Genomic DNA, 14,745 nt, shown 5'->3' on the forward strand with positions numbered 1-14,745 from the left:
TCAGTCCTCCTTCGACGGGCGGGCCTCCGGCGGAAGCACCCCCCACTCGATGAGCTGTTCGGTCAGCTCGCCGGGGGTCATGTCGTAGATGATCGCGAGTGAGCGCAGGTCCTCGGTGCGGATCGAGAGCACCTTGCCGTTGTAGTCACCGCGCTGACTCTGGATGGTCGCCGCGTAGCGGGCGAGCGGACCCACCTTCTCCGCGGGAAGTTGCTGCAACCGCTCGAGATTGATCACAATCTTCGTCGCGGGCTCGGCGCCGGACGGCACCCTGCCCTCCGGCAGCAGCTCGACCACCGGGACACCGTAGAAGTCGGCGAGTTCGGCAAGCTTTTGTACGGTCACCGCGCGGTCTCCCCGCTCGTACGAGCCCACGACGACGGCCTTCCATCGGCCGCCGGACTTCTGCTCGACTCCGTGCAGGGACAGACCCTGTTGCTGGCGGATTCCGCGGAGCTTGGCCCCGAGCGCCTTGGCGTAATCGCCCATGTGGTGGTTCTCCGTTTCCTCGCCCCGATCCGGCCCGGATGACCGACAGGGAACTCCTGAGTCGAATACTCACAGTAATGGTTACTCTTTGTCGTCACCAGGTCAAGCAGATCGTCGCTGGCTGGAGTTACGCGGTTGCCGACACCACCCGGAAGGGCGAGACGCTCGACCTGTTACTGTCTCTTTGATACCCCGCGTATCCAGGGTTATCGACATCCTTTAAGGACCCGTCCGGTGAGGCGGGGAAGGAGGTCCCAACGTGGCGCCACGCCCACGTGGCGCGACGGAACCCGCGGCCGAGCGCGAACTGCTCTCGGCTGGTGACGTCGCGCGCACCATCGCCCGAATGGCGCATCAGATCATCGAGAAGACAGCGCTCGGTGCGGAGGGCACGCCCCCGCCGGTGCTGCTGGGAATCCCCACCAGAGGCGCGCCACTTGCCGCGCGGCTCGCGGAGCGAATCAGCGAGTTCTCCGGTGTCGAGGTGCCGGTGGGCGCGCTGGACGTCACGCTGTACCGCGACGACCTGCGCCGCAGGCCAACCCGGCCGCTGCAGGAGTCGCAACTGCCCGGTGGCGGCATCCAGGACCGGGTCGTGGTGCTCGTGGACGACGTGCTCTTCTCCGGGCGCACCATCCGTGCGGCGCTGGATGCGCTGCGTGACCACGGCAGGCCGACGGCCGTGCAGTTGGCGGTGCTGGTCGACAGAGGCCACCGGGAACTGCCGATCCGCGCCGACTACGTGGGCAAGAACGTGCCGACCTCCCGCTCGGAGGCCGTCTCGGTGCTGCTCACCGAAACCGACGGGCGAGACGCCGTGTTGCTGGGGGTGCGGGCATGAGGCACCTGCTCGGCACCGAAGGACTCGACGTCGACATCGCCACCGCCGTGCTGGACACCGCCGACGAACTCAAGCGCACGCTGTTGGGCAGGGAGGTCCGCAAGCTGCCGACTTTGCGCGGCCGCACGGTGGTGTCGCTGTTCTACGAGAACTCAACGCGTACCCGGGTCTCCTTCGAGATCGCGGGCAAATGGATGAGCGCCGACGTGGTGAACGTCTCCGCGAGCAGCTCTTCGGTCGGCAAGGGTGAGTCGCTGCGCGACACCGCGCTGACCCTGGCCGCGGCGGGGGCGGACTGCGTCGTCGTGCGACACCCTGCGTCCGGGGCCGCGCACCGGCTCGCCGGCTGGCTGGAGGACAACGGCACCTCGGTGGTCAACGCCGGGGACGGCACCCACGAACACCCGACCCAGGCGCTGCTGGACGCGGCCACGCTGCGCGAGCGGCTCGGTGGGCTTGCCGGAAGGCGGGTGGCGATCGTCGGTGACGTGCTGCACAGCCGGGTCGCGCGCTCCAATGTCCACCTGCTGACCACACTCGGCGCCGAGGTGGTGCTCATCGCCCCGCCGACGCTACTGCCGGTCGGGGTCGGCGCGTGGCCGGTCACGGTGTCGCACGACCTGGACGCCGAGCTGCCCGCCGTGGACGCGGTGATGATGCTGCGCGTGCAGGCCGAGCGAATGCACGGCGGCTTCTTCCCCTCGGCACGCGAGTACTCGATCGCCTACGGCCTCAGCGAGGCACGGCAGCGGCTGCTGTCCGAGCATGCCGTGGTGCTGCACCCGGGGCCGATGCTGCGCGGCATGGAGATCGCCTCGTCGGTGGCCGACGCGGCGAGCGCCGCGATCACCGAGCAGGTGCGCAACGGGGTCCACGTGCGGATGGCGGTGCTCTACCACCTGCTGGCCGGAGACAACACAGCGGGCGCCGCCGACGCGGCCACCGCCACGCGAACCCACGGAGGCGAGGCGTGAGCGAGATCCTGATCACCGGTGCGCGGCTGTACGGGACGGGTGATCCGGTCGACGTGCTGGTCGCCGACGGCCACATCGCCGAGATCGCGGCGGTGGGCGCCACCGCCGCGCCGAAATCGGCCCGGCTGCTGCGCGCGCAGGGGCGGGTGCTGCTGCCCGGTTTCGTCGACCTGCACACCCACCTGCGGGAGCCGGGCAGGGAGGACACCGAGACCATCGAGACCGGGTCGGCCGCGGCCGCGCTCGGTGGCTACACCGCCGTGTTCGCCATGGCCAACACCGACCCGGTGGCGGACAACGCGGTCGTGGTCGAGCACGTGTGGCGGCGCGGCCGCGAGGTCGGCCTCGTCGACGTGCATCCCGTCGGGGCCGTCACCGTCGGCCTCGCCGGGGAACGGCTCGCCGAGCTGGGCACGATGGCCAAGTCCGCGGCGGGGGTGCGGATGTTCTCCGACGACGGTCACTGCGTTTCCGATCCGCTGCTGATGCGCAGGGCGCTGGAGTACTCCACCGCGCTGGACGTGGTCGTGGCGCAGCATGCCGAGGAGCCGCGGCTCACCGTCGGCGCGCAGGCCCACGAGGGCGAGCGCGCGTCGCGGCTCGGCTACGCGGGCTGGCCCTCCTCCGCGGAGGAGACGATCGTCGCGCGGGACTGCCTGCTCGCAAGGCACGCGGGCGCGCGACTGCACGTGTGCCACGTCTCGACCTCCGGCACGGTCGATGTGCTGAGCTGGGCCAAGGAACTCGGCACCGACGTCTCCGCCGAGGTCACCCCGCACCACTTGCTGCTCACCGACGAGCGGCTGGCGACCTACGACCCGGTGAACAAGGTCAACCCACCGTTGCGGGCCGAGCGGGACGTGCTGGCCCTGCGGCGGGCACTGGCCGACGGTGTACTCGACTGCGTGGCCACCGACCACGCTCCGCACGCGCCGCAGGACAAGGACAGCGAGTGGGCGGCGGCACGGCCGGGGATGCTCGGGTTGCAGACCGCGCTGTCGATCGTGGTGGAAACCATGCTGCGGCCGGGCCTGCTCGACTGGCGCGGGGTGGCGAGGGTGATGAGCGAACGGCCTGCCGAGATCGCCGGGTTGCCCGACCAGGGCAGGCCGCTGGCGCAGGGTGAGCCCGCGAACCTGGTGCTGGTGGACCCCGACGCCGAGTGGACCGTGCGTGGCGGCGAGCTGGCCAGCATCGCGGCCAACACGCCGTACGAGGGCATGCGGCTGCCCGCCGTGGTGAGCGCCACGCTGCTGCGCGGCCGGTTGACCTCCCTTGAAGGGAAGATTGTGTGATGGAGAGGCTGCTGCTGACGCTGCTGTTCGTCGCCCTGTTCGCGCTGAGCCTGTACGGCATGTGGCGGGGTTGGCGCAGGCAGGCGCGCGAGCAGAGCGTGCGGGTGCCACCGTTGCCCTCGGTGCCGGACGAGCCGGGCGAGCCGCTGCTGGAGTCCAGCGGGCTCTACGTGGCGACGACGTTCGCCGGCCGCTGGCAACAGCGCATCGTGACCAGGGGAGCGGGTTTGCGCGGCCCCGCCGTGTTCCGGTTGTACCGCGACGGTGTCGAGGTGGACAGGGCGGGCGCGGCTGGGTTCTGGATCCCGAGGGAGTCGATTCTGGACGTGCACACCGCCAGGGGGATGGCGGGAAAGGTGATGGGCACCGAGAGCCTGCTGGTGTTCACCTGGCGGCTGCGGGACGGGGATCGGGACGTGGAACTCGACACCGGATTCCGGGGTGACGACCTCGCCGAGTACCCGAGTTGGAGCGAACAGGTCGAGGGAGGTGCGCGGGCATGAGCGGCACGAACGGCACGAACACGTCGGGTGAACCGGCCGTGCTGGTGTTGGAGGACGGCCGGGTCTTTCGGGGAGCGGCCTACGGCGCGCGCGGGCGCACCCTCGGCGAGGTGGTGTTCTGCACCGGCATGACCGGGTACCAGGAGACGCTGACCGACCCCTCCTACCACCGGCAGATCGTGGTGCAGACGGCGCCGCAGATCGGTAACACCGGCTGGAACGACGAGGACGACGAGTCGGCGCGGATCTGGGTGGCCGGTTACGTGGTGCGCGATCCGGCGCGGGTGCCGTCGAACTGGCGGTCCACCCGGTCACTGGACGACGCGCTGGCCGACGCGGGCGTCGTGGCTATCAGTGAGGTTGACACCAGGACGTTGACCAGGCACATCCGCGAGCACGGCGCGATGCGCGCCGGGATCTTCTCCGGCGACGCGCTCGGCACCGACGACGACCTGCTCGCGCAGGTGCTGGCCAGCCCGCCGATGAAGGGTGCCGACCTCGCCGGCGAGGTCACCACGGCACGGCCCTACGTGGTGCCCGCACAGGGGCAGCGGCGGTTCCGCGTCGCGGCGCTGGACCTCGGCATCAAGTCCAACACCCCGAGGGAGATGGCACGGCGTGGCATCGAGTTGCACGTCCTGCCACTGAGCAGCACGGTCGAGGATGTGCTGCGCATCGAACCCGACGGCTTCTTCCTCTCCAACGGGCCGGGTGACCCGCAGACCCAGGAGCACGCGATCGAGCTGACAAAGGAGATGCTGAAGCGGCGTATTCCGCTGTTCGGGATCTGCTTCGGCAACCAGATACTGGGCCGCGCGCTGGGGCTGGGAACGTACAAGATGCGGTTCGGGCACCGGGGCATCAACGTCCCGGTGCTGGACGCCGAGACCGGGCGGGTGGCGATCACAGCGCAGAACCACGGCTTCGCGCTGGAGGGCGAGCCGGGGCAGCGGTTCGACTCCCCGTTCGGCATCGCGAAGGTCAGCCACTACTGCGCCAACGACGGCACCGTCGAGGGATTGCGCTGCGAGGACGTGCCCGCCTTCTCGGTGCAGTACCACCCGGAGGCCGCCGCGGGACCGCACGACGCGGCTTCGCTGTTCGACGAGTTCGTGACTCTGATGGAGAAGTACACCGATGCCCAAACGCGCTGACATCGAGCACGTCCTCGTGATCGGTTCCGGCCCGATCGTCATCGGTCAGGCGGCCGAGTTCGACTACTCCGGTACCCAGGCCTGCCGGGTGCTGCGCGCGGAGGGGCTGCGGGTCAGCCTCGTCAACTCCAACCCGGCGACGATCATGACGGACCCGGAGTTCGCCGACTCCACCTACATCGAGCCGGTGACTCCGGAGTTCGTCGAGAAGGTCATCGCCACCGAGAAGGAGCTGGGAAGGCCGGTCGACTCGCTGCTTGCCACCCTTGGCGGGCAGACGGCGCTGAACTGCGCGGTGGCGCTGCACGAGCGCGGCGTGCTGGAGAAGTACGGTGTCGAGTTGATCGGCGCCGACGTCGACGCCATCCAGCGGGGTGAGGACCGGCAGAAGTTCAAGGACATCGTGCGCGCCGTCGGCGGCGACGTACCGCGCAGCACCGTGTGCCACTCGATGGAGGAGGTGCGCAAGACCGTCGCCGAGGTGGGCCTGCCCGTGGTGATCCGGCCGTCGTTCACGATGGGCGGGCTGGGTTCCGGCATGGCGCACACCGAGGACGAGCTGGAGCGGATGGCCTCGTTCGGGCTGGAGGAGAGCCCGGTTACCGAGGTGCTCATCGAGGAGAGCGTGCTCGGCTGGAAGGAGTACGAACTCGAGCTGATGCGCGACCGGCACGACAACGTGGTGGTCGTGTGCTCCATCGAGAACGTCGACCCGATGGGCGTGCACACCGGCGACTCGGTGACCGTGGCACCCGCCATGACGTTGACCGACCGCGAGTACCAGCACATGCGCGACGTGGGTATCGCGGTGCTGCGCGAGGTGGGTGTGGACACCGGCGGCTGCAACATCCAGTTCGCCATCAACCCTCGCGACGGGCGCATGGTCGTCATCGAGATGAACCCGAGGGTCTCGCGGTCCTCGGCGCTGGCGTCGAAGGCTACCGGTTTCCCGATCGCCAAGATCGCCGCCCGGCTGGCGATCGGGTACACGCTGGACGAGATCAGCAACGACATCACCGGCGAGACGCCCGCGTCGTTCGAGCCGACGCTGGACTACGTGGTCGTGAAGATGCCGAGGTTCGCGTTCGAGAAGTTCCCCGGCGCCGACCCCGAGCTGACCACCACCATGAAGAGCGTCGGCGAGGCGATGTCGCTGGGCCGAAGCTTCCCGGAGGCACTCGGCAAGGCGATGCGCTCGCTGGAGACCAAGGCTGTCGGGTTCTGGACGCGGCCCGACCCCGAGGGCGCGACGCTCGAGTCCACACTGGAGGAGCTGAGGGTGCCGCACGACGGCCGGATCTACGCCGTCGAGCGGGCACTGCGGCTGGGCGCGAGCGTGGCGCAGGTGCATGAGGCCAGCGGCATCGACCCGTGGTTCATCGACCAGATCGCGCTGATCGGGGAGCTGGGAAGGCAGTTGCGGGACGCGCCCGTGCTGGACGAGCCGCTGCTGCGGCGCGCGAAGCGTACCGGCCTTTCCGACTCCCAGATCGCCGCGCTGCGCCCCGAACTCGCTGGCGAGGACGGCGTGCGGGCGCTGCGCCACCGGCTGGGTGTGCGGCCGGTGTTCAAGACCGTGGACACCTGCGCCGCTGAGTTCGCCGCGAAGACCCCGTACCACTACTCGGCCTACGAGTCCGACCCCGGGGCGGAGTCGGAGGTGGCGCCGCAGCCGGAGAAGCCGAAGGTGCTCATCCTCGGTTCCGGCCCCAACCGGATCGGGCAGGGCATCGAGTTCGACTACTCGTGCGTGCACGCCGCGCTGGCGCTTCGCGAGGCGAGTTTCGAGGCCGTGATGGTCAACTGCAACCCCGAGACGGTGTCCACCGACTACGACACCTCCGACCGGCTCTACTTCGAGCCGCTGACGTTCGAGGACGTGCTGGAGGTGGTGCACGCGGAGCAGGCGTCAGGCGAGGTCGCCGGTGTGATCGTGCAACTCGGCGGGCAGACCCCGCTTGGCCTGGCGCAGCGGCTGGCCGACGCAGGGGTGCCGGTGGTGGGCACGCCTCCGGAGGCGATCCATCTCGCCGAGGAACGGGGCGCGTTCGGCGACGTGCTTGCCGCCGCGGGGCTGCCCGCGCCCAAGTACGGCATGGCGACGTCGTTCGAGGGCGCCAAGCGGGTCGCCGACGAGATCGGCTACCCGGTGCTGGTGCGGCCCTCCTACGTGCTGGGCGGCAGGGGCATGGAGATCGTCTACGACGAGGTGGCGCTGGAGGGCTACATCCAGCGTGCGACCGAGGTGACACCGCAGCACCCGGTGCTGGTGGACAACTTCCTCGACGACGCCATCGAGATCGATGTGGACGCGCTGTTCGACGGCGAGGAACTGTACCTGGGCGGCGTCATGGAGCACATCGAGGAGGCGGGGATTCACTCCGGCGACTCGGCGTGCGCGCTGCCGCCGATCACGCTCGGCCGCACTGATCTGGACACCGTGCGCCGCTCGACGGAGGCGATCGCTCGCGGGGTCGGCGTGCGGGGATTGCTGAACGTGCAGTACGCGCTCAAGGACGACGTGCTGTACGTGCTGGAGGCCAATCCGAGGGCGTCGCGCACGGTGCCGTTCGTGTCGAAGGCGACGGCCGTGCCACTGGCCAAGGCCGCCGCACTGATCATGACCGGCTCCTCGATCGCGTCGTTGCGCGGCCGGGGCGTGCTGCCCGCGAGCGGCGACGGTGGGCACCTGCCCGCGGACGCGCCGGTGGCGGTGAAGGAGGCTGTGCTGCCGTTCCACCGCTTCCGCACCCCCGAGGGGCACGGCGTGGACTCGCTGCTGGGTCCGGAGATGAAATCCACCGGCGAGGTGATGGGCGTGGACACCTCCTTCGGGGAGGCGTTCGCCAAGTCGCAGGCTGGCGCTTACGGTTCGCTGCCGACCAGCGGCAGGGTATTCGTCTCGGTGGCCAACCGGGACAAGCGCTCCCTGGTCTTCCCCGTCAAGCGGCTGGCCGACCTCGGCTTCGAGGTGCTCGCCACCTCGGGTACCGCGGAGGTGTTGCGCCGCAACGGTATCCGCTGCTCGGTGGTGCGCAAGCACTACGAGGGCAGCACCGAGCAGGAGCCGAACATCGTCGAGGTGATCCGTGACGGCGGGGTGGACATGGTGATCAACACCCCGTACGGCAACAGCGGTCCGCGTGTCGACGGCTACGAGATCCGCACGGCCGCGGTGTCTCGCGGCATCCCGTGTGTCACCACCGTGCAGGGCGCCGCCGCGGCGGTACACGGCATCGAAGCGTTGATCAGGGGAGACATCGGGGTCCGGTCGATACAGCAACTTCAGCGAGGGCTGCGGGCCACGTAGCGGCCCGTACGGCCACGGCAGGAAGGGGCAGGGATGCGGGAGGCGTTCGGCAAGCGGCTCGCCGATGCGATAGCGGCCCGTGGCCCGCTGTGCGCGGGGGTCGATCCGCATCCCTCGCTGCTGCGGGACTGGGGGCTGGCTACGGACGCGTCCGGGCTGGAACGGTTCGCGCTGAGCGCCACGGAGGCGATCGCGGAGCACGTGGCGGTGCTGAAGCCGCAGTCGGCCTTCTTCGAGGCACACGGGGCGCCAGGAATCGCCGTGCTGCAACGGGTCATCGGCCTCGCGGGCGAGGCTGGCGCGCTGGTGCTGCTGGACGTCAAACGCGGCGACATCGGCTCCACCATGGCCGCGTACGCGTCGGCCTACCTCGGGGACGGCTCCGCGCTCGCGGCCGACGCGATCACGGTGTCGCCCTATCTCGGCTTCGATTCGCTCGAACCCGCCCTGCGGCAGGCTGAGGCCACCGGCAGGGGCGTGTTCGTGCTCGCGCGGACCTCCAACCCGGAGGGCGCGCGGGTGCAGCGTGCCGACGCTGGTCGGGGCCGCACGGTGGCACAGTCGGTGATCGATGCCGCGGCACTGCGCAACGCCGGCGCGGCGCCGATGGGCCATGTCGGTGTCGTGGTCGGGGCGACGAACGAGCCCGGGCAGGTCGATCTGACTAGGCTGAACGGGCCAATTCTGGCTCCGGGTTTCGGCGCACAGGGCGCCACGGTGCGGGATCTGCCCCTGGTTTTCGGCGACGCCCTGCCCAGGGTGCTGCCCGCCACGTCGAGGGCACTGCTGCGGCACGGACCCGATCCGGCCGCGCTGCGTGCCGCGGTACTCAGCGTGACCGGCGAGCTGTCGCAGCTCGTCGGCTAACGCTTCCGGCCGGGATGGATGCCCTGGTCGACAGGGTTGTTGATCTTGGTCTAGGGTATCCGACGTGGCGTAACCGGGGGTGTTGGCGCCGCACAGGGCGACGATTCCCGCCGCGCGGGCTGACAACGGGCAACCGAATGTGAGTAGGGTCGTTCCTGGCCGTGCCTCGGCGTCCAGTCGGGGCGCGACAACACCGCGAAAAGGGCCGTCGACCGGCGTCCCGATGTCGCGATCAGCGCCCACCCCCGCATTGTGGGTCCAGGTCGAGGGTGGGTACGGTCGCCACACCCACCCAGAATTTTGAGTAACACCGGAGGAAAACGTGGCACTTCCCCAGCTCACCGAGGAACAGCGTGCTGCGGCGCTGGAGAAGGCCGCCGCCGCCCGTCGCGCCCGCGCGGAGCTCAAGGAACGGCTCAAGCGCGGCGGTACGACCCTCGCCGACGTGCTGAAGCAGGCCGACGAGGACGAGGTCCTCGGCAAGATGAAGGTCTCCGCGTTGCTGGAGGCCCTGCCGGGCGTGGGCAAGGTGCGTGCGCAGCAGACCATGGAGCGGCTCGAGATCGCTTCCAGTCGCAGGCTGCGCGGCCTCGGCGACAGGCAGCGCAAGGCGCTGCTCGCCGAGTTCAGCGGCGAGTGAGCGAGCAGCGAAACCGCGGTTCGATCGTGGCCGGCCCCTACGGCGGCCGAGACGGCGTCGGTGAGCCGATGCCGGGCGAAACGGCCCGGCATCGGCTCACCGTCGTGTCGGGACCCTCCGGTGTTGGTAAGTCCAGCGTCGTGGCGGAGCTGCGCAGGCTGTGTCCGAAGATCTACTTCAGCGTCTCGGTGACGACGCGCCCTCCCAGGCCGAGCGAGGTCGAGGGGGAGCACTACCACTTCGTCGACCCTTCGACGTTCGAGGCCATGGCGGCGCGCGGGGAGTTCCTCGAGCATGCCGAGTTCGCGGGAAACCGTTACGGCACCCCGAGGGCACCCGTCGAGGCGGCGCTTGCCTCCGGCAGGCCCGCCGTGCTGGAGATCGAGCTGCAGGGCGCGCGCCAGGTCCGACTGGCGATGCCCAGGGCCCGGCTGGTGATGCTGCTGCCGCCTTCGTGGGCGGAGCTCGTGGACAGGCTCACCAATCGGGGAACCGAGCGGGACGAGGCCGTGCGAGCCCGGCTGGCCGAGGCGGAGCGGGAACTGGCGGCCGCGGGAGAGTTCGACGAGCACGTTGTCAACGCCGACGTGCGGGTGGCCGCACGGGAGTTGCTAAGCTTGATTACCGGCGAAACCACCGTTTGCGATGATTCGGAGCACAGTCAGTGACAGCGATTACGCTGGGTCCTCATGGTGAGCAGCTCGAGGGCATCACCAACCCGCCCATCGACGACCTGCTCGAGAAGGTCAGCTCCAAGTACGCGCTCGTGATCTACGCCGCGAAGCGCGCCCGCCAGATCAACGACTACTACGCCCAGCTCGGCGAGGGCCTGCTCGAGTACGTCGGCCCGCTCGTGGAGCCGGGCCCACGTGAGAAGCCGCTTTCGATCGCGCTGCGCGAGATTCACGCCGGGCTGCTTGAGCACACCGAAGGCGAGTAGCACCAGGTGGCCTCGCGACCCCGGGTCGTCCTCGGCGTCGGAGGCGGCATCGCCGCCTACAAGGCCTGCGAGGTGTTGCGGGGCCTGACCGAGTCCGGCCACGACGTCCGGGTGGTACCCACCGAGTCGGCGCTGAAGTTCGTCGGGTCGGCCACGTTCGAGGCGCTGTCAGGGCATCCCGTGCACACCGGTGTGTTCACCGAGGTGCCGCAGGTGCAGCACGTCCGCGTCGGCAAGGAGGCCGACCTGGTGCTCGTCGTGCCCGCCACCGCCGACCTGCTCGCCAGGGCCGCGCACGGCATGGCCGACGACCTGCTCACCACCACGCTGCTGACCGCTCGCTGCCCGGTGGTGTTCTTCCCCGCGATGCACACCGAGATGTGGGAACACCCCGCTACCAGGGACAACGTCGCGTTGCTCCGTGGTCGTGGTGCCGTGGTGGCCGAGCCCGATTCCGGCCGGTTGACCGGCGCCGACACCGGCAAGGGCAGGCTGGCCGACCCAGCCGAGATCGTCGACCTCGTTCGGCTGCTGCTGGCGCGGCCCGACGCCTTGCCACGCGACCTGGAGGGGCGCCGTGTCGTCGTGTCGGCCGGTGGCACCAGGGAGCCGCTCGACCCGGTGCGTTACCTCGGTAACCGCTCCTCCGGAAAGCAGGGCTACGCGCTGGCCAGGGTCGCCGCGCAGCGCGGCGCCACCGTCACCCTCGTCTCGGCCAACACCTCGGCGCTGCCCGACCCGGCGGGAGTGGAGGTGGTGCCCGTCTCGACCGCGGAGCAGCTCGCGGCCGCGGTCCACGACGCCGCACCGGAGGCTGACGCCGTGGTGATGGCAGCCGCCGTCGCCGATTTCCGGCCCGCGACGCTGGCCGAGCACAAGATCAAGAAGACCGACGACATGCCTGCGCCGACGGTGCCGCTCACCCGTAACCCGGACATCCTCGCTGGTCTCGTGGCGAGCAGGCCCGAGGGCCAGATCGTGGTCGGCTTCGCCGCGGAGACCGGGGACGACCGGGGCAGCGTGCTCGACCATGCCCGCAGCAAGCTCAAGCGCAAGGGCTGCGACCTGCTGGTGGTTAACGCCGTCGGCGAGGGCAAGGCGTTCGGCACCGAGGACAACACCGGCTGGCTGCTGTCCCCGCAGGGTTTGCGGTGGCGCATCCCACTGGGCTCGAAGTCACAACTGGCGGCCACGGTGTGGGACGCGGTGAGCGAGCTGATGCGGCGACCGGGGGAGCGCCAGTAGGCTCGCGGCAGGGTCGGTGTCGGCCGGCTCGCAGGCGTCAGTGAGGAAGTGACGACAGTCGTGACCGTGTCGAACCGCAGGCTGTTCACCTCGGAGTCGGTGACAGAGGGTCACCCGGACAAGATGTGCGACGCGATCAGCGACTCCATCTTGGACGCGATGCTGGCCGCCGACCCGCGCAGCCGCGTCGCCGTGGAGACTTTGATCACCACCGGGCAGGTGCACGTCGCCGGTGAGGTGACCACGGAGGCCTATGTCGAGATCCCGGCGATCGTGCGCGAGCGCATCCTCGAGATCGGCTACGACTCCTCGGCGAAGGGCTTCGACGGCGCGTCGTGCGGCGTGAACGTGGCGATCGGGTCGCAGTCGCCCGACATCGCGCAGGGTGTGGACACCGCCTACGAGACGCGAGTCGGGGAACGCGGTGACTCAGGAGACGCCGACGACCTGGACAAGCAGGGCGCCGGTGACCAGGGGTTGATGTTCGGTTACGCGTGTTCGGACACGCCGGAGTTGATGCCGTTGCCGATCGCGTTGGCGCACCGGTTGTCGCGGCGGTTGACCGAGGTGCGCAAGAACGGGACGGTGCCGTACCTGCGTCCGGACGGTAAGACGCAGGTGACGATCGAGTACGCGGGTGAGCAGCCGGTGCGGTTGGACACGGTGGTGATCTCCAGCCAGCACGCCGAGGGCATCGACCTCGACGCGATGCTCGGGGTCGATGTCGCCGATCAGGTGGTGGCGCCGGTGCTGGCCGAGTTCGGCATGTCCGGCGACGGGCTGCGGCTGCTGGTCAACCCGACGGGCCGGTTCGTGGTGGGCGGGCCGATGGGTGACGCTGGGCTGACCGGTCGCAAGATCATTGTGGACACCTATGGGGGGATGGCGCGGCACGGTGGTGGCGCGTTCTCCGGTAAGGACCCCTCGAAGGTGGACCGTTCGGCGGCGTACGCGATGCGGTGGGTGGCCAAGAACATCGTCGCCGCGGGACTGGCGGGCCGTATCGAGGTGCAGGTGGCCTACGCGATCGGCAAGGCGGCTCCGGTGGGTCTGTTCGTGGAGGCCTTCGGCACCGAGACGGTTGACCCGGTGAAGATCCAGGCGGCCATCGGCGAGGTGTTCGACCTGCGGCCCGCCGCGATCATCAGGGACCTGGACCTGTTGCGGCCGATCTACGCGCAGACTGCCGCCTACGGGCACTTCGGGCGCGGCGACCTTGACCTGCCCTGGGAGCGCGCCAACCGAACCGAGGAGCTGCGCAGGGCGGTCGGCGCCTGACGGTCCGTTTCCGGGGCAGGCCGCCGGTTGCGCCGCCAACCCGCCCGGGCGGGTGGCACCCGGTTGCCTTAAGCTCTCGGACCCATGGTGCAGGCTAAGGAGCTCACGGCCCCCGAGAGCGGTCTGGCGCAACCGAAACCATCAGGTGTGCGGCACATCAGCTGGGATGCGGTCCGGGTCGTCAGCATCCTCGCCGTACTCGCCTTCCATGCGACGTTCCTGGCCCCGCTGACCCTGCCCGGGCTGGAGCTGCCTCCCGCGCCGTTGCGGATGGACTTCCCGTTCGGCGCCTCGGTGCTCATCACCGTTTCCGGCTACTTCGCGGCCATGACCATCGGTAAGCAGACCTCGCTGCGCTGGTGGTTGCGCAGGCTCGCCAGGCTGCTGCCCGCGTTCTGGGTCGCCGTGCTCGTCATCTTCGCCATCACCCAGTTGTTCGCCCCCGAGGGCCTGCCGAGGCACACCTACAGCGACCTGCTCGGCAACCTCGCGCTGGTGCACGTGCTCATCCCCGAGGTTTCCTACATCGATCTCGCGCACTGGACGGTGCCGGTACAGGTCGCCGGGTTCACGGCGATCGCGCTGCTGGCGTGGGGCGGCCGGATCAGGGGCAGGGCGGCGACCACCGTGATGTGGGTGGTGCTGCTGGTTCCGATGGCCCTGCGGTACCTGTTCATGGGGCAGGGTGAGGTGGCGCCGTTCTGGGTCAGGGTGATCATGGACGGCACCGGCATCAGCCGTGCCCACCTGCTGATCGCGGGCGTGGCCATCTACCGGTGGTCGAAGGGCCGCATCAGCTTCACCGAGCTGTACGCCATGCTCGGGGTCGTGCTACTGGCACACGGCCTGCACCCGCCCGAAGGGGATTCCGTGCTCGCGTTCGCGGTGGCGCTCGTGCTGGTCTGCGTCGCCGCGTACCAACCGGTGTGGGACGGCAGGTGGCTCGTCAGGTTCGCGCGGCCCATCCGGTGGCTGGCTGGCATCTCCTACGGCGTGTACCTCATGCACTACGTGGTCGGCACGATCGTGGCGCGCCACCTGGCCGACATCGGTGTTCCGTGGTGGGGCTGGATACCCGCGATGATCGCGTCGGCGATCGTCCTCGGCTGGGCGCTCACCCGGTGGGTCGAGCAGCCGGTGTTCAAGTTCCTCACCCGGCGCATAGATCCGCGGCGCGGCACCGACGAGCCGAGGGTCGTGAGCGCCTGA

14 protein-coding genes are annotated in these 14,745 nt (G+C 69.8%); 13 read left to right on the forward strand and 1 reads right to left on the reverse strand.

Going from position 1 to position 14,745, the window contains the following annotated elements; translation table 11 throughout:
* Positions 1–489, reverse strand: a complete 489-nt coding sequence (gene bldD, locus FHU38_RS10040; RefSeq protein ID WP_009154954.1) for a transcriptional regulator BldD — start codon at positions 487–489, stop codon at positions 1–3.
* 259 nt (positions 490–748) lie between these two features.
* Here bldD and pyrR point away from each other — a divergent pair, with 259 nt between their 5' ends.
* The 13 genes from pyrR (at position 749) to FHU38_RS10105 (ending at position 14,745) form a co-directional block, all read left to right on the forward strand.
* Positions 749–1,330 (forward strand): bifunctional pyr operon transcriptional regulator/uracil phosphoribosyltransferase PyrR, encoded by a 582-nt coding sequence (pyrR, locus tag FHU38_RS10045; protein ID WP_167169353.1) that lies wholly within the window; start codon positions 749–751, stop codon positions 1,328–1,330.
* A complete protein-coding gene (locus tag FHU38_RS10050) occupies positions 1,327–2,304 on the forward strand; it encodes an aspartate carbamoyltransferase catalytic subunit (RefSeq protein WP_167169356.1) in 978 nt (325 codons plus the stop codon). The genes pyrR and FHU38_RS10050 overlap by 4 nt, the downstream gene beginning before the upstream one ends.
* A complete protein-coding gene (locus FHU38_RS10055; RefSeq protein ID WP_167169358.1) occupies positions 2,301–3,599 on the forward strand; it encodes a dihydroorotase in 1,299 nt (432 codons plus the stop codon). Before FHU38_RS10050 ends, FHU38_RS10055 begins: the two co-directional genes overlap by 4 nt.
* Positions 3,599–4,102 (forward strand): PH-like domain-containing protein, encoded by a 504-nt coding sequence (locus FHU38_RS10060; protein ID WP_167175886.1) that lies wholly within the window; start codon positions 3,599–3,601, stop codon positions 4,100–4,102. The genes FHU38_RS10055 and FHU38_RS10060 overlap by 1 nt, the downstream gene beginning before the upstream one ends.
* Positions 4,099–5,256 carry a glutamine-hydrolyzing carbamoyl-phosphate synthase small subunit gene (gene carA, locus FHU38_RS10065; protein WP_167169360.1) on the forward strand — a complete coding sequence of 386 codons (1,158 nt, stop codon included), beginning with the start codon at positions 4,099–4,101 and terminating at the stop codon, positions 5,254–5,256. The genes FHU38_RS10060 and carA overlap by 4 nt, the downstream gene beginning before the upstream one ends.
* A complete protein-coding gene (carB, locus tag FHU38_RS10070; RefSeq protein WP_167169362.1) occupies positions 5,240–8,566 on the forward strand; it encodes a carbamoyl-phosphate synthase large subunit in 3,327 nt (1,108 codons plus the stop codon). The genes carA and carB overlap by 17 nt, the downstream gene beginning before the upstream one ends.
* Before the next feature lie 33 nt (positions 8,567–8,599).
* On the forward strand, positions 8,600–9,433 hold the full coding sequence (gene pyrF / locus FHU38_RS10075; protein ID WP_167169366.1) for an orotidine-5'-phosphate decarboxylase: 834 nt from the start codon (positions 8,600–8,602) through the stop codon (positions 9,431–9,433).
* Between the two features lie 322 nt (positions 9,434–9,755).
* Positions 9,756–10,073 carry an integration host factor, actinobacterial type gene (gene mihF, locus FHU38_RS10080; protein ID WP_005455668.1) on the forward strand — a complete coding sequence of 106 codons (318 nt, stop codon included), beginning with the start codon at positions 9,756–9,758 and terminating at the stop codon, positions 10,071–10,073.
* A 68-nt stretch (positions 10,074–10,141) separates the two neighbouring features.
* Positions 10,142–10,741: a guanylate kinase gene (gene gmk / locus FHU38_RS10085; RefSeq protein ID WP_208416192.1), complete on the forward strand. Its 600-nt coding sequence runs from the start codon at positions 10,142–10,144 to the stop codon at positions 10,739–10,741.
* Positions 10,738–11,013, forward strand: a complete 276-nt coding sequence (rpoZ, locus tag FHU38_RS10090; RefSeq protein ID WP_167169372.1) for a DNA-directed RNA polymerase subunit omega — start codon at positions 10,738–10,740, stop codon at positions 11,011–11,013. The genes gmk and rpoZ overlap by 4 nt, the downstream gene beginning before the upstream one ends.
* Before the next feature lie 6 nt (positions 11,014–11,019).
* Positions 11,020–12,258: a bifunctional phosphopantothenoylcysteine decarboxylase/phosphopantothenate--cysteine ligase CoaBC gene (coaBC, locus tag FHU38_RS10095; protein ID WP_167169374.1), complete on the forward strand. Its 1,239-nt coding sequence runs from the start codon at positions 11,020–11,022 to the stop codon at positions 12,256–12,258.
* 60 nt (positions 12,259–12,318) lie between these two features.
* Positions 12,319–13,536 (forward strand): methionine adenosyltransferase, encoded by a 1,218-nt coding sequence (gene metK, locus FHU38_RS10100; RefSeq protein ID WP_167169377.1) that lies wholly within the window; start codon positions 12,319–12,321, stop codon positions 13,534–13,536.
* An 84-nt stretch (positions 13,537–13,620) separates the two neighbouring features.
* Positions 13,621–14,745: an acyltransferase family protein gene (locus FHU38_RS10105; protein ID WP_167169380.1), complete on the forward strand. Its 1,125-nt coding sequence runs from the start codon at positions 13,621–13,623 to the stop codon at positions 14,743–14,745.

The sequence above is a fragment of the Saccharomonospora amisosensis genome (assembly GCF_011761185.1).
GTDB classification, from domain to species: Bacteria; Actinomycetota; Actinomycetes; order Mycobacteriales; family Pseudonocardiaceae; genus Saccharomonospora_A; species Saccharomonospora_A amisosensis.